Annotated in this window: 16 protein-coding genes, 2 tRNA genes, 1 pseudogene and 1 riboswitch; of the genes and pseudogenes, 12 read left to right on the top strand and 7 right to left on the bottom strand. The window is 72.0% G+C overall.

All coding sequences use genetic code 11. The annotated features are described in order from the left end of the window. Positions 1 to 65 precede the first annotated feature (65 nt). A complete protein-coding gene (locus ACFIF2_RS28165; RefSeq protein WP_395576050.1) occupies positions 66 to 1,661 on the bottom strand; it encodes a metallophosphoesterase in 1,596 nt (531 codons plus the stop codon). Between the two features lie 88 nt (positions 1,662 to 1,749). Between ACFIF2_RS28165 and ACFIF2_RS28160 the strand changes: the two genes are divergently transcribed. The 5 genes from ACFIF2_RS28160 to ACFIF2_RS28140 all read left to right on the top strand — a co-directional run bounded on the left by ACFIF2_RS28160 (position 1,750) and on the right by ACFIF2_RS28140 (position 7,214). After that, on the top strand, positions 1,750 to 2,100 hold the full coding sequence (locus tag ACFIF2_RS28160; protein WP_395576049.1) for a metallopeptidase family protein: 351 nt from the start codon (positions 1,750 to 1,752) through the stop codon (positions 2,098 to 2,100). A 96-nt stretch (positions 2,101 to 2,196) separates the two neighbouring features. Then, entirely contained in the window at positions 2,197 to 2,787 is a 591-nt protein-coding gene (locus ACFIF2_RS28155; protein ID WP_395576048.1) for a hypothetical protein, read from the top strand. Between the two features lie 269 nt (positions 2,788 to 3,056). Then, entirely contained in the window at positions 3,057 to 5,336 is a 2,280-nt protein-coding gene (locus tag ACFIF2_RS28150; protein WP_395576047.1) for a DEAD/DEAH box helicase, read from the top strand. A gap of 162 nt (positions 5,337 to 5,498) precedes the next feature. Beyond that, a complete protein-coding gene (locus tag ACFIF2_RS28145) occupies positions 5,499 to 7,034 on the top strand; it encodes an amino acid permease (protein WP_395576046.1) in 1,536 nt (511 codons plus the stop codon). A 107-nt stretch (positions 7,035 to 7,141) separates the two neighbouring features. Beyond that, a tRNA-Lys gene (locus ACFIF2_RS28140) sits at positions 7,142 to 7,214 on the top strand. Positions 7,215 to 7,468: 254 nt separating this feature from the next. Here ACFIF2_RS28140 and ACFIF2_RS28135 read toward each other — a convergent pair. The 3 genes from ACFIF2_RS28135 to ACFIF2_RS28125 form a co-directional block, all read right to left on the bottom strand. Further along, complete coding sequence (locus ACFIF2_RS28135; protein ID WP_395576045.1) at positions 7,469 to 8,350, bottom strand: alpha/beta fold hydrolase; 882 nt, start codon at positions 8,348 to 8,350, stop codon at positions 7,469 to 7,471. A gap of 38 nt (positions 8,351 to 8,388) precedes the next feature. Beyond that, positions 8,389 to 9,669 (bottom strand): hypothetical protein, encoded by a 1,281-nt coding sequence (locus tag ACFIF2_RS28130; RefSeq protein ID WP_395576044.1) that lies wholly within the window; start codon positions 9,667 to 9,669, stop codon positions 8,389 to 8,391. 111 nt (positions 9,670 to 9,780) lie between these two features. Next, positions 9,781 to 10,359 carry a TetR/AcrR family transcriptional regulator gene (locus ACFIF2_RS28125; protein WP_395576043.1) on the bottom strand — a complete coding sequence of 193 codons (579 nt, stop codon included), beginning with the start codon at positions 10,357 to 10,359 and terminating at the stop codon, positions 9,781 to 9,783. Between the two features lie 139 nt (positions 10,360 to 10,498). Here ACFIF2_RS28125 and ACFIF2_RS28120 point away from each other — a divergent pair, with 139 nt between their 5' ends. After that, positions 10,499 to 10,633, top strand: coding sequence for a helix-turn-helix domain-containing protein (locus ACFIF2_RS28120; RefSeq protein ID WP_395576042.1), 135 nt, complete (start codon positions 10,499 to 10,501; stop codon positions 10,631 to 10,633). Positions 10,634 to 10,716: 83 nt separating this feature from the next. Here the strand turns inward: ACFIF2_RS28120 and ACFIF2_RS28115 are convergent, their stop codons facing one another. From ACFIF2_RS28115 to ACFIF2_RS28105, 3 genes are all read right to left on the bottom strand, one after another. Next, positions 10,717 to 11,370, bottom strand: a complete 654-nt coding sequence (locus ACFIF2_RS28115) for a class I SAM-dependent methyltransferase (RefSeq protein WP_395576041.1) — start codon at positions 11,368 to 11,370, stop codon at positions 10,717 to 10,719. A gap of 73 nt (positions 11,371 to 11,443) precedes the next feature. Continuing rightward, positions 11,444 to 11,944: a hypothetical protein gene (locus tag ACFIF2_RS28110; RefSeq protein WP_395576040.1), complete on the bottom strand. Its 501-nt coding sequence runs from the start codon at positions 11,942 to 11,944 to the stop codon at positions 11,444 to 11,446. A gap of 271 nt (positions 11,945 to 12,215) precedes the next feature. Beyond that, positions 12,216 to 12,554, bottom strand: coding sequence for a hypothetical protein (locus ACFIF2_RS28105; protein WP_395576039.1), 339 nt, complete (start codon positions 12,552 to 12,554; stop codon positions 12,216 to 12,218). A 99-nt stretch (positions 12,555 to 12,653) separates the two neighbouring features. On the opposite strand from ACFIF2_RS28105, the gene ACFIF2_RS28100 reads away from it, so the two are divergent. The 6 genes and pseudogenes from ACFIF2_RS28100 to ACFIF2_RS28075 all read left to right on the top strand — a co-directional run bounded on the left by ACFIF2_RS28100 (position 12,654) and on the right by ACFIF2_RS28075 (position 18,898). Continuing rightward, positions 12,654 to 13,454 (top strand): GntR family transcriptional regulator, encoded by an 801-nt coding sequence (locus tag ACFIF2_RS28100; protein WP_395576038.1) that lies wholly within the window; start codon positions 12,654 to 12,656, stop codon positions 13,452 to 13,454. A gap of 328 nt (positions 13,455 to 13,782) precedes the next feature. Then, positions 13,783 to 14,913 (top strand): dihydrofolate reductase family protein, encoded by a 1,131-nt coding sequence (locus tag ACFIF2_RS28095; RefSeq protein ID WP_395576037.1) that lies wholly within the window; start codon positions 13,783 to 13,785, stop codon positions 14,911 to 14,913. Between the two features lie 56 nt (positions 14,914 to 14,969). Beyond that, a tRNA-Met gene (locus tag ACFIF2_RS28090) sits at positions 14,970 to 15,043 on the top strand. 208 nt (positions 15,044 to 15,251) lie between these two features. Further along, positions 15,252 to 16,454, top strand: a complete 1,203-nt coding sequence (locus ACFIF2_RS28085) for a PP2C family protein-serine/threonine phosphatase (protein ID WP_395576036.1) — start codon at positions 15,252 to 15,254, stop codon at positions 16,452 to 16,454. Between the two features lie 237 nt (positions 16,455 to 16,691). Then, a riboswitch (cyclic di-AMP (ydaO/yuaA leader) is annotated at positions 16,692 to 16,849 on the top strand. 11 nt (positions 16,850 to 16,860) lie between these two features. Beyond that, positions 16,861 to 17,898 (top strand): M23 family metallopeptidase, encoded by a 1,038-nt coding sequence (locus ACFIF2_RS28080; protein ID WP_395576035.1) that lies wholly within the window; start codon positions 16,861 to 16,863, stop codon positions 17,896 to 17,898. Positions 17,899 to 18,054: 156 nt separating this feature from the next. Beyond that, positions 18,055 to 18,898: pseudogene (locus tag ACFIF2_RS28075) on the top strand (aldo/keto reductase). The last annotated feature ends 21 nt before the right edge of the window (positions 18,899 to 18,919 follow it).

Genomic DNA, 18,919 nt, shown 5'->3' with positions numbered 1-18,919 from the left:
GCGCTTCGCAGCGCGTCGGGGACGTGAGAAGCATATGGGATGGCGGGAGGTATCGCCAAAACGGTTTACGGGGTGCTGGGGGAGGGGCTGGTCGGGGACGGCCCCGTGCCGGTCGGGGAGGGGGTCGCGCCGGGCTGGTTCTCCTTGGGGAGGTGGCGGCTGACCTCGGCCGTCGTCAGGCCCAGGCCGCCGAGCTTGATCTGGTCCCAGGCCTGGAGGCGGCGGCTGTCCCGGTCGAAGTAGAGGATCGACGCCTGGATCGGGTCGGGGTGCTTGCCCTCCACCGCGCGCAGGCCGCTGCCGCCGGTGGAGCCCTCGATGCGCAGGCGGGTGCCGTACTTCATGACCTCCATGTCCTCGCGGTGGACGTGACCGGCCAGGACGAGGGGCACCTCGCCGTCGACCTCGCGGGCGGCGGACGGTTCGTGGGCGACGGCGACGTCCACGGGGGTGCCGGCCGCGCTCTGGTCGCGCAGGGCGGAGGCCAGGCGGGCGCCGGCCAGTTCCTGGGAGGCCTCGGCGCCGTCCGGCCTGGAGCGGTCGGGGGTGAACTGCGGGTCGCCGATGCCGGCGAAGCGCAGGCCCGCGACGGTGCGGGCCCGGCCGTCGTCGAGGACGTGCACGTTCTTGAGGCCCTTCAGGTACTCCTGGGTGACGTGGGAGTCGTGGTTGCCGCGGACCCAGACGTAGGGGGCGCCGAGGTCCTCGATGGGGTCGAGGAAGCCGTTCTCGGCGGCGGTGCCGTGGTCCATCGTGTCGCCGCTGTCGACGATCACGTTCACCTCGTACTGCTCCACGAGCGAGGCGATGATCTTCCAGCTCGCCGGGTTCAGGTGGATGTCCGACACGTGCAGGACGCGGATCGTGGTCGGGTCGGGCTGGTAGGCGGGGAGCGTGGAGGTGACGTCGTAGAGCTTGGTCACGTTCGTCACCAGGCGGGCCAGCTCCTTCTGGTAGACGTCGAACTCCGTGACGATGCTGCGCGCGTTGCCGACGAGGGAGGGCGCGGAGGAGAGCAGGCCGGAGAACCTGGGTTCCAGGACGGAGTCGGGGTTCCAGGTGGCGTACGCGGTGCCGCCGGAGGCGACCAGGAGGGTGAGGGCGAGGCCGCCGGCCGCGAGGGCGCGCCGGGGGCGGCGGTAGACGGCGAGGCCGAGGGCGGTGGCGCCGGTGACGACGGCCACGCAGGAGCGGACGGCGAGGTCGAGGGTGCCGTGCTCGACGTCCTGGGAGACCTCGTCCTGGAGGCCGGAGAGGCGTTCGGGGTGGTCGACGAGGGCCTGGGCGCGGTCGGGGTCGAGCTGGTCGACGTTGACGTCGAGGCGGACGGGGGCGACGTGGCTGTCGAGCTGGAGGGCGCCCAGCGGCGAGACGTTGATCTTCGTGCCGCCGGTGGCGGAGGGGCGCAGGGTCATCGTGGTGTTCATGGGACCGACGGGGACGCGGACGTCGCCGACGACCAGCAGGCCGAGCCAGGCGCCGAGGAGGACGACGGCGACGAGGCCGGCGGCGCGGGTCCAGGGGCGTGACCGGGGGGCGAGTTCGACCTCGGTGGGTGCCTCGTGGGTGCGGTGGCGGCGGGTGAGGGCGCGCGGGGCGTTGCGGATGGGCTTCATCACCTCGGCCAGGACGTGCGGGACTGCGGCTCGGACGCGGGCCATTGGTGCCGTATGCCCATGGCCCCGGGCGGGTATGCGAGCGACTCGGACGGCTGTGTCGTACTCCACGGTCGTACCCGACAATGGGCTCGTGCTGGAGATGACGCGCGAGGAGTTCGAGGAACTGGTCGCCGAGGCCCTGGACCGGATTCCGCCGGAGCTGACGCGGCTGATGGACAACGTCGCGGTGTTCGTCGAGGACGAACCCCCGGCGGAGGACCCGGAGCTGCTCGGGCTGTACGAGGGGACGCCGCTGACGGAGCGCGGGGAGTGGTACGCGGGGGTGCTGCCGGACCGGATCACCATCTACCGGGGCCCGACGCTGCGGTTCTGCGAGACGCGTGAGGACGTCGTCGCGGAGACGGAGGTGACGGTGGTCCACGAGATCGCGCACCACTTCGGGATCGACGACGCGCGGCTGCACGCCCTCGGGTACGGGTGACGCGCTCGGGTCAAGGTCCGAGGCGCGCGGCGCGTGTCCTCTTGCGGGTGACGGGAGTTGGGCACGGCGACTCCTGACCCCCGGAGGTGGCCGCCCGTGCGCCCCTTGTCCGTACCCGTCCGTAGGGCCGTCCCCGTCCGTCTGTCGGTCCCCGCCCGGCTGGCCGTCACGGCCGTGGCCGTCGTCGCCGCCGCCGGCTGCATGAGTGTCGGCGACGACGCGTCCGGCGGGGGCGCCAAGCCGTCGCGGTCCGCCGGGGAGCGGGGCGACGAGGCACCGGGGGGCGGCGCCGCCGTGTCGGGCGGGAACGCCGGGTACGGGCCGAAGGCCGACGAGGGGCGCGGGCGCGGCAAGGGCGGCAAGGACGGGGGCAAGGGCAAGGGCGACCGCAAGGGCAAGGGCCGGGACGGCAAGGGCCAGGACGCTTCCGCTCCGGCCGAGGAGCCGCCCGCCCGGGTGACGGGGACGCCGCCGGCCCAGGGCGGGGGCGAGGAGCCGGCGCCCACCCGGACGCCGCCCTGGGAGCCCACGAAGGCGCCGGAGCCGGAGCCCACGCCGCCCCAGGAGCCGCCCGCCTCGCCCACGCCGGAGCCGACGACGGCGGAGCCGTCCTCGTCGGCGCACGAGCCTCCGGGGACCCAGCTGGAGCAGCGCGAGCCTGCCCCCCAGGCGGGCGTGCCGGTGTAGTCGGACGGGCGGGGCACGGGGGTCGCGGAAGGCACCGGCAGCCGGTCTGACCTGGGCATGTGCCGGTCGGTTTGCCTTGAGGGGTGGGGGGTGCGTATGGTGGTAGATCGTTTGATCCCATTTGCCCGGCGCCACCGCAGAGCGCGCCGTGTGGCGCGTACTCTCCTTTGCCGTGGTGGACCGCATCGAGGCGGTCGTATTGCGAATCGCGATTCACGGAGTTGACGGGCGCGTGCCGACTGAGAGACTCCGGAAGGTTTCGCATTCGCATGTCCATCATCAGTACTGATCACGTCGTCGTGCCCGAGAACGCCGACATCCCGAACGCCGACATCACCGAGGCCGTCGAGGCCGTCGAGACCCCCGGCACCGAGAGTGTCGAGGCCGTCGAGGCCGCTCCCGAGGTGACCTTCGCGTCGCTCGGACTGCCCGAGGGCGTCGTGCGCAAGCTCGCGCAGAACGGCGTGACCACCCCCTTCCCGATCCAGGCCGCGACCATCCCGGACGCGCTGGCGGGCAAGGACATCCTCGGCCGGGGCCGCACCGGCTCCGGCAAGACTCTCTCCTTCGGTCTGCCGACCCTGGCCACGCTGGCCGGCGGCCGCACCGAGAAGCACAAGCCGCGCGCCGTCATCCTGACGCCCACCCGTGAGCTGGCCATGCAGGTCGCGGACGCGCTCCAGCCGTACGGGGACGTCCTCGGGCTGAAGATGAAGGTCGTGTGCGGCGGCACCTCCATGGGCAACCAGATCTACGCCCTGGAGCGCGGCGTCGACGTCCTCGTCGCCACCCCGGGCCGCCTGCGCGACATCATCAAGCGCGGCGCCTGCTCCCTGGAGAACGTGCAGATCGCCGTCCTCGACGAGGCCGACCAGATGTCCGACCTGGGCTTCATGCCCGAGGTCACCGAGCTGCTCGACCAGGTGCCCGCGGGCGGTCAGCGGATGCTGTTCTCCGCGACCATGGAGAACGAGATCAAGACCCTCGTCGACCGGTACCTGAACAGCCCGGTCAGCCACGAGGTCGACGCGGCCCAGGGCGCGGTGACGACCATGTCGCACCACATCCTGGTCGTGAAGCCCAAGGACAAGGCGCCGGTCACCGCGGCCATCGCCTCCCGCAAGGGCCGCACCATCATCTTCGTCCGCACCCAGCTGGGCGCCGACCGCGTCGCCGAGCAGCTGCGCGACGCCGGTGTGAAGGCGGACGCGCTGCACGGCGGCATGACCCAGGGCGCGCGCACCCGCACGCTGGCCGACTTCAAGGACGGGTACGTCAACGTCCTGGTCGCCACCGACGTCGCCGCGCGCGGCATCCACGTCGACGGCATCGACCTCGTCCTGAACGTCGACCCGGCGGGCGACCACAAGGACTACCTGCACCGGGCCGGCCGTACCGCCCGCGCGGGCCGTACCGGCACGGTCGTCTCCCTCTCCCTGCCGCACCAGCGGCGCCAGATCTTCCGGCTGATGGAGGACGCGGGCGTCGACGCCACGCGCCACATCATCCAGGGCGGCGCGGCCTTCGAGCCGGAGGTCGCCGAGATCACCGGGGCCCGGTCGATGACCGAGGTCCAGGCCGAGTCCGCGGGCAACGCGGCGCAGCAGGCCGAGCGCGAGGTCGCCCAGCTCACCAAGGAGCTGGAGCGGGCCCAGCGGCGCGCGACCGAGCTGCGCGAGGAGGCCGACCGTCTGGTCGCCCGCTCCGCGCGGGAGCGTGGCGAGGACCCGGAGGCGGTGCTGGCCGAGGTGGCCGCCGCCGTGTCCGCCGAGGCCGAGGTCACGCTGCCGGAGCAGCCGGGCGCGCGGGACGTGGAGAAGACCGAGCGGTTCGAGCGGACCGAGCGGACCGAGCGCGGGGGTGGCCGGGACCGTTTCGCGGACCGCGACCGTTCCTACGACCGCCGCGACGACCGTGGTGACCGTGGCGGGCGTTCGTTCGAGCGTCGTGACGACCGCGGTGGTGACCGTGGTGGCTTCCGTCGTGACGACCGTGGTGACCGTGGCGGTGACCGTGGTGGGCGTTCGTTCGAGCGTCGTGACGACCGTGGTGGCCGTTCCTTCGAGCGTCGTGACGACCGCGGTGGCGACCGTGGCGGCTTCCGCCGCGACGACCGTGGTGACCGTGGCGGGCGTTCGTTCGAGCGCCGTGACGACCGTCGGGACGACCGTGGCGGTGACCGTGGTGGCTTCCGTCGTGACGACCGTGGTGACCGTGGCGGCGACCGTGGTGGGCGTTCGTTCGAGCGTCGTGACGACCGTGGCGGCCGTTCCTTCGACCGCCGTGACGACCGCGGTGGCGACCGTGGCGGCTTCCGCCGCGACGACCGCGGCGAGCGCGGCGGGCACCGTGGCAGCGACCGTCCGTTCAACCGTGACCGCCAGGGCGACCGCCCCGGCAGCGACCGTCCGTTCAACCGCGACCGTCAGGGCGACCGCCCCGGCTTCCGCGCCGGCGGCCACGACCGCCCGTACGGCCGTCGTGACGACCACCGCGGTTCCTCCTTCGGCCGCCGTGACGACAAGCCGCGCTGGAAGCGCAACGGCTGACGTCCCTGAGCGTCTGAGCGTCTGACAACGCCGTGGCCTCCGCCCCAACGGGTGGAGGCCACGGCGCTTTTCGCACCCGCTGTTCACCGGCTCGCCCATCGGACTGCTTTTCGGCCACCGAGTGACGCATGTCACGTAGCCCGCAGGGGAATTGCTGGGGGCATGACAGACGACGCCAAGGCGAGCGGGCTCTCGGACGAGGAACGGCTGGCCCAGCTCGGCTACACCCAGGTTCTGGCCCGCCGCATGTCGGCGTTCTCCAACTACGCGGTCTCCTTCACCATCATCTCGGTGCTGTCGGGCTGCCTGACCCTCTACCTCTTCGGCATGAACACGGGCGGCCCCGCCGTCATCACGTGGGGCTGGGTCGCCGTCGGCCTGATGACCCTCTTCGTCGGCCTGGCGATGGCCGAGATCTGCTCGGCGTACCCGACGTCGGCGGGCCTGTACTTCTGGGCGCACCGTCTCGCGCCGCCCCGTACGGCGGCCGCCTGGGCGTGGTTCACGGGCTGGTTCAACGTGCTGGGCCAGGTCGCGGTGACCGCCGGCATCGACTTCGGCGCCGCGTCCTTCCTGGGCGCCTACCTGAACCTCCAGTTCGGCTTCGAGGTCACCCCGGGCCGCACGATCCTCCTCTTCGCGGCCATCCTGATCCTGCACGGCCTGCTCAACACCTTCGGTGTCCGCATCGTCGGCCTGCTCAACAGCATCAGCGTCTGGTGGCACGTCATCGGCGTCGCGGTCATCGTCGGCGCGCTGACCTTCGCGCCGGACCAGCACCAGTCGGCGTCCTTCGTCTTCGGCGAGTTCGTCAACAACACCGGCTGGGGCAGCGGCGTCTACGTCGTCCTCATCGGCCTCCTGATGGCCCAGTACACCTTCACCGGCTACGACGCCTCCGCCCACATGACCGAGGAGACGCGTGACGCGTCCACGGCCGGCCCCAAGGGCATCGTCCGCGCCATCTGGACGTCCTGGATCGCCGGCTTCGTCCTCCTGCTCGGCTTCACCTTCGCCATCCAGTCCTACGAGGGCGCCCTGACGTCCCCCACGGGGGCGCCGCCCGCGCAGATCCTGCTCGACGCGCTCGGCGCGACCGCCGGGAAGCTGCTCCTTCTCGTCGTCATCGGGGCGCAGTTGTTCTGCGGGATGGCGTCGGTGACGGCCAACAGCCGCATGATCTACGCCTTCTCCCGCGACGGCGCGCTGCCCTTCTCCCACGTCTGGCACACGGTGAACCCGCGCACCCGCACGCCGGTCGCGGCGGTCTGGCTGGCGGCCCTGGGCGCGCTGGTGCTCGGCCTGCCGTACCTGATCAACGTCACGGCGTACGCGGCGGTGACGTCGATCGCCGTCATCGGCCTCTACATCGCGTACGCCATCCCGACCCTGCTGCGCCTGCGCAAGGGCGCCGCGTTCGAACGGGGGCCGTGGCACCTGGGCCGGTGGTCGCGGGCGGTGGGCGTGGTGGCCGTGACGTGGGTCGGCGTCATCACGGTCCTGTTCATGCTGCCGCAGGTCTCCCCGGTCACCTGGGAGACGTTCAACTACGCGCCGGTCGCCGTCCTGGTGGTGCTCGGCTTCGCCGCGACCTGGTGGCTGGCCTCGGCCCGCCACTGGTTCCTCAACCCCGACCACGAACGCACCCGGGCCCGCGTCGCCGCCCGCGCGAACGCCCCCGAGCCGGTGGATCCGTGACGGCCCGCCCCTGACACGCGCCGACGCGGCCGACTCCCGATACCCGATCGGAGTCTCGGCCGCGTCGGGCTATGCTCGGTGTGGCAACATCACGCAACACGCGCCCTGGGCCCTTAGCTCAATTGGCAGAGCAGTGGACTTTTAATCCATTGGTTGTGGGTTCGAGTCCCACAGGGCCTACCGCTAGCGGGGGAGGGAAACACCCTCTGACCTGCTGTGCAGTGCCTGAGTCGGCTTCGGCCGGGTCGGGCACTGCTTCGTTTTCGATGCCGTGCGTGAGCGCTTGCGATGCTTGGCAAGTCCCTCCGCTCGTGCCCCAGCCTGCGAGGCGTCCAAGTCGCCCTGGCTGTGCGGAACCAGATCGTTCGTGTCAGGCACGAGGCCCTCGCCGTGCCGGGCCGCTGCAGATCGCCGGTCTCGGCGGCCGGGTGCGGTTACTGGTGCGTGGCCAGGAACGGCAGGAGGACGTCGGTCATCTCGTCGGGTACTTCCTCTGCGAGGTCGTGGCCGGCGTCGAAGACATGCCCGGTGACGTCGTGGGCCATGAGTCGCATCTGGGACTCGTTGCGGTCGCCGATGAACGCGGATCCGCCCAGTGCCAGGACCGGGATGTCCAGTTTCTTCTGTGCGGTCTGCCGGTTCTGTTCGGCGTCGACGAGCATGGCCCGGTAGATGGAGAGCATCGCGCGGATGCCGCCGGGCATGGAGTAGCAGCGCACGTATTCGTCGACCGCGTCGGGGGTGGCGGTGTCGGGCCGGCTGCGCTCGTATTTGATCATGTAGGTGATCAGCTCGCGCTCGCGTCCGGTGATCAGCATCTCGGGTACGTCGGGCTGGAAGTAGAAGCCCAGATGCCACAGGTGCATGCCGCTGGAGACGTTCTCGGGGGTGAGGGCCGTGTGGTCCTCGAAGCCGAATCCGGGGAACAGTGCCTCCGCGAACACGAGAGCAGTGACCTGGTCGCGGTGGCGGGCGGCGAGCTGGTAGCCGATCACCGCTCCCCAGTCCTCACCCACCACGGCGTATGTCCGGTGCCCGAGGTGGTTCATCAACTCTGCGATGTCGTCGCTCATCGTCGCAGAGTCGTAGCCGTCCGACGGGCGGGCGGAGTCGCCGAGACCGCGAAGGTCCGGGACGACGACGGTGTAGTGGGGCGTCAGCTCCGGGACGAGGTGGCGCCAGTGGTAGCCGGTCTTGGGCACGCCGTGCAGGAGCACCACCGCAGGGCCGGACCCGGCTGTGCGGTAGTGCAGGCTCGTTCCGTTCACGGCGGCTCGGCCCGTGCGGACGGGCGTTCCTTCATGGTCGGACATCATGTTCTTCAACCTTCGTGGTGTGCGTCGCGATGCGGGTGTCAGTGGGCTTGCGGAGGGTCGACGAGGGTCACCAGGTGGCTCGGTCCGCTGCCGCCGGGGGGTGTCGGACCGGCGGAACGGCCGGCGGGGCGCAGGGTGACGTTCTCCGGGTAGAGCCGGCCGAGCAGGGCCAGTACGACGAGGTCCTCCTGACCGGTGGCGTCCAGGGCGACGTCGCCGCCCTGTGTCCACACCAGTCCCGGCGCGCGCAGCGCGGACCAGACGTCGGCGGTGCCGGATGCGTCGCCTGCGGCGGGGCCCTCCCGGTGGGCGAAGCGGTGGCCGCGCAGGGCCTGGCCGAGGTCGACGTGGGCGGTGGTGCCCTCGTGGGTGACCTCGATGCGGGCGGTGCGGGTCCCGTCGGCGACCGGCGCGGTGACGGTACGGGCGGAGAGCGGGCCGGATGTGGTGGTGGCGGGCGGCAGGTCCTCGACGAGGGTGCGGGGTGCGGCGTAGTAGTCCTGTACCCCGGTGACGTACGTGGCGGCTTCACCGACGGCCGGGTCGGGGCGCCAGGTCAGCAGGTGCCGGGGCGCGGTCAGGGGTGGCTGGCCGAGGACGGCGGGCAGGGCGGTGCCGCCACCCGCCTCGAAGCCGTAGCCGGCCGGACCGGAGGTGCCGGTGACGACGTTGCGGGCGAAGGCCACGATGCTGGTGTGCCGGATCTGCCGGACCAGGAGTTCGGTGAGGAACGCGTCGCGGGCCGGTTCGGTGTGCCGCAGTCCGGTCGGGGTGATCAGGAGCGGGACGTCCTGCCAGTTGGTGAAGGGCAGCAGGGCGTCGCGCAGCAGGACCATCTGGTGGAGCCACTCGTTGTAGAGCTGCATCGTGACCGGTCCGCCGCGACGGCCGCGGAGCAGATCGGCTGCGGGAGGGGTGAGCAGGTGGCCGTAGCAGTGGCTGCGGACGACCAGCGGGCCGGCGGGCAGCGGTACCGGATGGGTGAGCAGCCTCTCCAGCGCCTCGGTCGCCCAGGAGGCGAGCTTCTGGCCGATCGTCTCGGCCTGCGCGCCCAGTTCGCGCGCTGCCGAGGCGCTGTCCGGGCCGAGGAACAGCGGGAGGGAGGTCTCCCGGGAGCCGAGGGCGAGCGTCGCGCGGATCTGCCCCTCCAGCACCTCGCTGTCGGCACTGGTGAGGGCGTTGTCGTCGATGATGCCCTGGAGCAGCGGCTCGGTGGCGGTGAGGAACTCGCGGGCGGTCAGGGTGGTGCCGGCCGCGGGGAAGGTGTTCCAGCGGCTTCCGCCGAGAGCGGGCGTACCCGGGACGGATGCGCGGGGCATGGGTCCTCCGAAGTCGTCGATTGAACCGGGGCGGGGTCGCCGGTCCCTTTGTCCGAGCGGGCACCGGCGATTTTTCTGGATCGTGCGATACAGATTTCGCGCATGAAAAAGTCAGTCGAGGGCGGCCAGCGCGACCTCCACGAGGGGTTCGAGGGCGCGGACGTCCGGCGTGATCTTCGCGGAGACCAGCAGTCCGTTGAGGAAGGTGACGAGGAAGGCGGCGAGGGTGTCCGGGTCGTGCCGCTTCGCGATCTCGCTCCGCTCCGCCGCGACCCGCAGCACTTCGGCGAGCGCGTCCCGGCTGGCGTCCTGCATGTCGCGCACGGTGCGCCGGATCGCCGCATCCTCCGGCAGGCGCTCGCAGGCGGCATTGACCGCCAGGCAGCCCCGGCCATTGTCCGCCACGGCGATCCGGACCCGCTCGACCAGCATGGTGCGGATCGCCGACCGGGCGTCCGACCCCTCCTCCAGGCTGCGCAGGGCGGCCGCCGCGAGGGTGGTGCGGTAATGCTCCAGCGCCGCCCGGTACAGGCCGTCCTTGTCGCCGAACGCCGCATACAAGGACCCCTGCCCGATCCCCAGGTGCCCGGTCAGGTCGCGCACCGAGGTGGCCTCGTAGCCACGCGTCCAGAACAGCTCCATCGCGCGGCTCACCGCCGCCTCGGTGTCGAACTCCCGGGTCCTTGCCATGACCTCACCGTAACCTATCTGGATCGTGCGCTCAAGAAAGAGCCCCACCCCGCCCGACGACCGGGTCATCGCCCGCCGCCGCCAGGTCGGGGAGCAGATCCCGCGCGTGCGCGAGTACCTGAATCTGTCCTAGGCCGACGTGTGCGGCCGGTCCGGTATCGACGTCGCGACGTACAGCCGAATCGAGCAGGGCCACTCCTCTCCGAAGCTGGACACCCTGATCCGGATCGCCGACGCCATGGGTATCGAGCTGGAGGAACTCGCACGACTGTGAGCGGCCCGCCCCCGACGGGGGTGACAGGGGCAGGCCGCTCGGGAGCCACAGCGCGATCGGCCCGGGCCGCCTCGGGAGGTTGCTCAGGCGCGTGCCTGAACGATGAGGGTGCCGATGTGCCCCTCCTGCGGGGCGTCGATGATGCGGGCCTCCACCTCGGCGAACCCCGCCCGGATCAGGTGCCGCTCCCACACCGCGGGCTTGTAGCTGTAGCGGTAGGTGAACATCGCCTTCCCGGCGAACCCGCCCTTGTACATGCCCTGCGGGCCGTAGGCCCCGGGGATGGCCGGCGGCTGCGAGAAGACGAACACGCCGCCCGGGGCCAGGTGCTCGCGGACGAGGGGGAAGAGGCGGGACGGGTCGGTGAACCAGGCCGCGCCGAAGATGGAGTACACGGCGTCGTACCGGCTGGTGTCGGTGGCCAGCCAGTCGAGGATCTCCGCCTGCTCGATCCGCACGCCGAGCGGCGCCCACCGCTCACCGGCCAGCTGCACCATGCGCGGCGACAGGTCCACGCCGGTCGCCTTCACGCCCTGCTGCGCGAGGGTGGCGAGCGCGCGGCCGGTGCCGCAGCCGATCTCCAGCACCGACTCCGGGGTGCCGAGGAGTTCGGGCCCGGGGCCGTGGCCGGTGTACTGCGTCCAGCAGAACGAGGGCTCGGCCTCGGCGTCGAACGCGCTCTTGGCGAAGGTGTCCCAGAGTTCGATCTCGGCGGGGATGTCGTGGGGTACGGGCACAGTGGTTCTCCTGGTCGCGGGGAGGCCCCTGCCCTCGGGGTGCCGTGAGGGCAGGGGCCGACTGTAGCGGCGGTCAGTGGCTGTCGGGGACTTTGTTGTCGCAGGGGCTGCAGTTCGCGCCGTCGATGGCCCACAGCTCCTCGTCGATGTCCCAGCCCTGGGACCGCAGGAAGTCGCTGGTGCGCAGGCACAGGCCGTCGCTACGGCGCTCGATGAACGGGGCGTGGTGCTTGTACCGGCCGCCGTTGTACAGGCGGCACAGGCCCCACCAGACCGGCGTGTCGAGGATGAGCTGGTGGACGCCGATGTCGACGAGCTTGCCGACGCCGAGATGGACGTCCGGGTTCTCGATCGAGCCCATGACGTACATGACCGCGTTGTCGAGGATGCGCTCGGCCATGTCGCGGACCATGGTGTGGTCGCGCAGGAGCAGCGCGACCTCACGGTCCCAGAGGGTCATGCCGGAGTCGAAGACGTTGACGGTCAGCTCGGTGATGTGGGGGGCGACCGCGTTGAGGAGTTCCTGCGGGTCCCGGGTGCGGGTGGTGCTGGCGAGGTCTAACGCGACGGTCACGATGTCCTCCTGGTGTGGATGGAGCCCCCGGTCGGGGGCGTCCGGCCCGTCCGCTGGTGGCGGGCGGGAGTCTGGGTGAGGCGCGCGGGTCCACAGCCGGACAGGGGCAGGCAGGCGTACACCTCGACGCTCAAGTCGTGGCTTCCGGAGCGGCCTTGGGCGCGGCCCACGGAAATACCTCCGGTCACGGCGAGGAAGGCGCCGCACAGGGTGCAGGCCCACCCCGAGTACTGCGCCCAGGACAGCGCGGAGACTGCGGGCAGTTCGGCGATCACGAGCAGCCCCCCAACTGCCCCCACAGGCCGCTCTCGTCGGTGGTCAGCCCGGCCCTGTGGCAGAGGGCGGTGAGGATGGACCAGCCGGGGCCGTGGCTGTGGATGAGCGGCAGCGGGTCGGGGCCCTGCGCGGTGATCCGGATGCGGGCGCCGGCGGTTGAGAGGGTCATCTCGACGACGAGGGCTCCCGAGCCGAGGACGGCGACGAACAGTTCGTCGGCGACGAGCGGGGCATCGGGGTGCTCGACGCGGCCACGGACCCACAGGCGGACGTGGGGCGCTTCGATGGGCTCGCCCTTGAACGCCTTCTGCCACGTGTGACCCGATTCGGGCATGGCTGTACCCCGCAGACGGTGGCTATCTGTGTACGGATATTGCTTATCTGTACACAGATTGTCGCCGCAGTTGGCGCTGGTCAAGAGGGAGGGGAGAGTATGTGTACTCAGATTGACGCGATCACGTGGAACGGTGGTACGGCAGTGGCACAGCCCGAGTACCTGCGCATCGCCGGTGAGCTGCGGCAGCGCATCGCCTCCGGCCAGCTCGCCCCCGGCGACCAGCTGCCGACCCTGCCCGCCCTGTGTGCCTCATATGGCGTATCCGAGACCACCATCAGGAACGCACTCCGGCTCCTCGCCACCGAGGGCCTCATCGAGACCCGGGCCCGGGCGGGCACCCGCGTGCGGCCGCGGCCGCCGATCCACCGCATGGCCGCCGACCGCTACCGGTCCACGCCCGGCGCCAAGTCGACGCCCTACACACGAGACCAGGGCATCGGCTGGTCCGAGTACCGGCTCGACAAGCGGTTCGAGCGCGTGAAGGCCGACACCGAGCTGGCCGCGCTGTTCGAGTGCGAGGCCGGCGAACGGCTCCTTGCCCGGCACTTCGTGTTCCACGACAACGACCAGGCCACCCAGATGTCCACAAGCTACGTCCGCTGGTCCGACGTCGCCGGCACCCCGGTCGCCGACCCCATCAACGAGCCCTGGCCAGGCGGCACCCGCGCGCAGCTCGGCAGCCTCGGCATCCGCATCACCGCGATCACGGAGTCCTTCACGGTGGGCATGCCGACCGAACTGGAGGCGACGACGCTCCGCATCGGCGGCGGCGTACCGGTCCTGCGGTACACCCGCCGCCACATCGCCGACACGGGACGCATCGTCGAGGTAGCCCACCCGATCGTGCGGCGCGGCGACACCACCATCGTCGACTTCCGCATCGACCTGGACGACTGACCGCAGACGCACGAAAGCGGCCCTGCCCTCCCGAAGGAGAGCGGGGCCGCGGTCATGAGGTGATGTCGTGGAGGTACGGGGGCGGCCTCGTCGGGGACGGGTAGGGCTGGACGTGCTCCGTTCCGCCCGTCGGTTGCTGGACGACCCCGTGACCCCGAACGCCGAGGTCCGCTACACCGCCATCCGGCTGACCGAGTGCCTCGCCGACGTACTGCGGGTCGCGGAGTCACGCGGGCGGCGCCTGCCCGTGGCCGACGGCGGCTAGGGGCGTCTCATAGCGTGGGTCTGCCCGCGCCCGCCCGCCCTCCCGCCTCACCGGAGTAAGCCCATGCCCCTCCCCTACGTCCTCCTCTCCGCCGCCGTCTCCCTCGACGGCTACCTGGACGACACCGGTCCCGAGCGGTTGCTGCTCTCCTCGCCGGCCGACTTCGAGCGGGTCGACGAGGTGCGGGCCTCGGTGGACGCGATCCTCGTCGGGGCCGGCACGATCCGGGCGGACAACCCGCGGCTGCTGGTGAACGACGCCGGGCGGCGGGCGGCGCGCGTCGCGGCGGGGAAGGCGGAGTACCCGGTCAAGGTCACGGTCAGTGCCACGGGCGAGCTGGACCCGGCGGCGCGGTTCTGGCACACCGGCGGGGAGAAGGTGCTGCTCACCACGGACGACGGCGCCCGGCGGGCCCGCGCACTGGGGATCGGCGCCGACGTCGTGCCGCTCGGGGACGTGCTCGACTGGCGGGCGGCGCTGGAGTACCTGCACGACCGGCGGGGAGTGCGGCGGCTCATGGTCGAGGGGGGCGGGACCGTGCACAGCCAGTTGCTGCGGCTGGAACTCGCCGACGAACTGCAGCTCGTCCTCGCCCCGCTGCTCGTGGGGGACCCGGGCGCCCCCCGGCTGTTCGGGCCCGGGGGATACCAGGGCGGACGCCTGCGGCTGGTGGAGTCGCGGCGGATCGAGGACGTCGTGCTCGTGCGGTACCTGCCGACCGCCCCCGGCACCGGCGACCGCGTCACCGCCGCCGACCGGCACTGGCTGGCCCTCGCCTGCGAGCTGGCCGAGGTGTGCCCGCCGTCCCGCACGGCGTTCAGCGTGGGGGCGGTCGTGGTCGCCGCCGACGGGACGGAGCTGGCGCGCGGGCACTCGCGGGAGGGCGGCGACCCCGTCGTCCACGCGGAGGAGGCCGCGCTCGCCAAGGCCGACCCCGCCGACCCGCGGCTCACGACCGCCACCGTGTACAGCAGCCTGGAGCCGTGCGCCCGCCGTGCCTCCCGGCCCGCGCCCTGCGCCCGGCTGATCCTCGACGCCGGGGTGCGCCGCGTGGTCACGGCCTGGCGGGAGCCGGACACCTTCGTGCCGGGGGCCGACGGCAGCGGGGTGCTCACCGCGGGGGGCGCCACCGTCGTCGTACTGCCGGAGTACGAGGAGCGGGCGACGGCGCCGAACCGTCACCTGGAGGGGTAGCGGGATACGGATGTGCATTCCGCCCCCGGGATGACGTACAGTGGAGAACACAACGGCGCGGGGTGGAGCAGCTCGGTAGCTCGCTGGGCTCATAACCCAGAGGTCGCAGGTTCAAATCCTGTCCCCGCTACTCAAGACCGAAGGCCGGAATCCGTAAGGGTTCCGGCCTTCGGTGCGTTCAGGGTCCGGCCCGGTCCTCGCCTGCAGAGCCGTCCGGACTCCGTCCCCGGCCCCGTCACCTGATCGGCCCCCGCGGCTCGCCCCCCGCCCCCGCCCGGGGAAACCTGGAGGACGGGACGGCAAGCGGCGCGGACATGCGGGGTGGCGGGAGACGAGTGGTGCGGCCAGGTGACGTGGACGGCGAGGGAGCGTACGCCAGGGCCGGCGGTCGGCTCCCCGGTGATCCCGTGCCCGACCCGGGCCTCGGGGCGGTCGTCGAGCCGGTGCCGTCCACCGTCCCCGACCAGCGGCGTCGCGCTCTCCGGGGCCGGTCCCTGATCCGCCTGCTCCCCGTGCTGCTCATCGTCGTCGCCGTCCTGTACGACATCCTCACCCCGCGCTACTTCACCGCCGCCCCCCTCTACACGGCCGCGCCGCTGGTCGCCGCCCCGCTCTACTCACGGCGCGGCACGGCACTCACCGGGGCGGCCGTCGTCGCCGCCGTCATCGGGCTGCAACTGACCAAGGGCGTCATCCACTACGTCGACTCCCTCACCGAGCTGATCACCATCGCGACGGTCGCCGCGCTCGCCGTCTTCGTGAACGCCTTCGTCCGCCGTACCGGCGAGCGGCTGGTCACCGTGCGGGAGATCGCCGAGGCGGCCCAGCGCGCCGTGCTGCCCGAGCCCGCCGAGCGGATCGGCGGTTTCGAGATCGCCGCCTGCTACGAGGCCGCGCAGGCCGACGCCTTCATCGGCGGCGACCTCTACGCGGTGCAGGACAGCGCGCGCGGCATCCGGCTCATCGTCGGGGACGTGCGCGGCAAGGGCATGGGCGCGGTCGCCGCCGTCGCCGTGGTGATCGGCGCGTTCCGGGAGGCGGCCGAGCAGGAGGCGACGCTGGAGGCGGTGGCGCAGCGGCTGGAGCGGGCGCTGGCGCGCGAGGGCACCCGGCGCGACGGCCTGGACGCCTTCGAGGGGTTCACCACCGCCGTCCTCGCCGAACTCCCGCACGGCGACGGGGTCGTGCGCATCGTCAACCGCGGCCATCCGCCGCCCCTGCTGCTGTACGCCGACGGCACCCTGTGTCCGCTGCCCGCCCGGGAGTCGGCGCTGCCGCTGGGGATGGGGGAACTGGGCGTGTGGCCCGACCGGGCGGACGAGGCGCCCTTCCCGGGCGGGGCCACGCTGCTGCTGTACACCGACGGGCTCTCGGAGGCCCGCGACGCCCGGGGCGAGTTCTACGATCCGCAGGCGCGGCTGGCCGGCCGCGCCTTCCGGCACCCGACGGAACTGCTCGACACCCTCGCCGAGGACGTCCGCCGGCACTCCGGGGGCGGCATGACGGACGACATGGCCCTGCTCGCCGTACGACGGCCGTGATCACAACCGGTGACGACGCAAGCGCCCTCCGCATCACAACTGACACACCGTCAGAAAAAGTGGTTGGGGAAGATGGGACTGAGGGGCGGTCAAGTTGCCCGGTTTTCACCGCTCCTGAGGCCTGCGTCCGTCCGGGATTCGTTAATGATCAAGAGGAACGGCTTGGAATACGAGGCCCGCGTCTATTAACGTTCGATAACGCAGCGCGGTCGTCCCAGCCGTCACAGAAGGCGGCTCCGTGCGCACGCGCCGAATCCCGCAAGGGAACCGGGGAACCACCACATTGGGGTGAATCGCTCGTACGACGCCGTGGAGACACGGCGGTTATACGCGCGTAGGAGACCTTCCTGCTCCGAACCCGTCAGCTAACCCGGTAGGCGAGAAGGAAGGAAAGGAGTACGCCCACGTGGCGTCCAACCGGCCTGCCCCCGAGGCCCCGTTCGTGCCGCTCACGCACGACACCGACACCTTCGGCTTCGACGGCCACCGCACCGAAGAGGGCCCCTGGGAGGAGTGGAATCCCACCGCGGACTCCATCCGCCCCGTACGCGGCCGGCACCGCGTGGCCAAGCAGCGCGGCGGACTCGCCCGCAGCTCCACCGTCCTCGGCGTCGGTGTCATAGCCGCGGTCGGCGCGGGCGGCATGGCCACCGCGCAGACCGGCAAGCCGCCGGTGTCCATCTCGATGCCGGACCTGCCCAACGTCGGCTCGATCATCTCCGACGACGCGGAACCGGAGCCGCAGGGCTCCGCCACCCCGCTCAGCGGCATCGCCGCGGTCGCCGCCGACACCACCGCCACCGAGGGCGCCGCCGACGCCGGCGAGACGCTCCGGGCCCGGATCATGGCGCAGGCCGAGCAGCAGCAGGCCCAGGTCGAGGCCAAGGCCGCCGCCGAGGCCGCTGCCGCCGCCGAGAAGAAGGCCGCGGAGGCCGCCGCCAAGGCGGAGAAGGAGGCCGAGGCCAAGGCCGCCGCCGCCAAGAAGAAGGCGGAGGAGGAGGCCGCGAAGAAGGCCGAGGCCGAGCGACTCGCGAAGCTGGCCAAGCAGTTCACGCTGCCGACCTCCTCGTACACCATCTCCTCCAGCTTCGGCCAGGCCGGCGCCTACTGGTCCTCCGGGTACCACACGGGCCTCGACTTCGCGGCTCCCACGGGCACGCTGCTCAAGGCGGTCCACAGCGGCACGATCACGTCGGCCGGCTACGAGGGGTCGTACGGCTACAAGACCGTGCTGACCCTCGACGACGGCACCGAGATCTGGTACGCCCACCAGTCGTCCATCAGCGTCAGCGTCGGCCAGAAGGTCACCACCGGTGACGTCATCGGCCGCGTCGGCGCCACCGGCAACGTCACCGGCGCCCACCTCCACATGGAGGTCCACACCAGCGACGGCGCCGGCATCGACCCGATGGCGTGGCTGCAGAGCAAGGGCCTCACCCCCTGAGCCTCGCCCGCTGAGCCCCCGCCGCCGGTTCCCGAACCCCGGCGGTCCTGACGGCGACCCCCCGACGTCAGGGCTGCCGGCTGGCGGTTTGCGGTTTGCGGGTATTTTGCCCCGCCTCCGGAATCCCGGGCTCCGGTGCGTTCGTTGACGCACGACATGACTGCTCTGCGCAAGCTCGGCGCCTCCGACCTGGAGATCTTCCCCCTCGCCCTCGGTGGCAACGTCTTCGGCTGGACCGCCGACCAGGACACCTCCTTCGCCGATCGGCGCGTGGCTCGCCTCCCGCGGCAACCGCGATGGCGTCGTCCTCGCCACCAAGGTCAGCCAGCACCCCGAGTACCCGGGCCTGAGCGCCGCGAACATCAAGGCCGCCGCCGACGCCTCGCTGCGCCGCCTGGGCACCGACCACATCGACCTCTACTACACCCACTTCGACAAGCCCGAAGTGCCGGTCGAGGAGATCGTCGGCGCGCTCGACGAGCTGGTGAGGGCGGGCAAGGTCCGGCACATCGCCGCCTCCAACATCTCCGCCGAGCGCCTCGCGGCGTCCCTGGAGTTCTCCGACCGCGAGGGCCTCGCCCGGTACGTCGCCCTCCAGCCCCACTACAACCTGGTCTCCCGGGACACCTACGAGGGCGGGCTGCGCGATCTCGCCGAGCGGTCCGGGCTGGCCGCCGTGCCGTACTACGCCCTCGCGTCCGGGTTCCTCACGGGCAAGTACCGGCCCGGCGCCGAGGTCGACAGCCCGCGGGCGGGCGGCGCGGCCAGGTACCTGGAGAGCGAGCGGGGCCGGCGCGTCCTCGCCGCCCTGGACGAGATCGCCGGTGCCCACGACGCCCCCGTCGCCACGGTCGCCCTGGCCTGGCTGGCCGCGCAGCCCACGGTGGCCGCGCCGATCGCCTCCGCGCGGACGGTGGAGCAGCTGCCGGCGCTGCTGGGCGTGGCGGAGCTGAGCCTGACGGAGCAGGAGGTCCGCACGCTCACCGAGGCGTCGGCCTGAGCGACGGACGTCCGTGGGCGC

The sequence above is a fragment of the Streptomyces sp. BK79 genome, assembly GCF_044142145.1.
Lineage (GTDB): Bacteria > Actinomycetota > Actinomycetes > Streptomycetales > Streptomycetaceae > Streptomyces.
The sequence above is the reverse complement of the archived record's forward strand: the minus strand, read 5'-3'. Positions and strand labels throughout refer to the sequence as shown.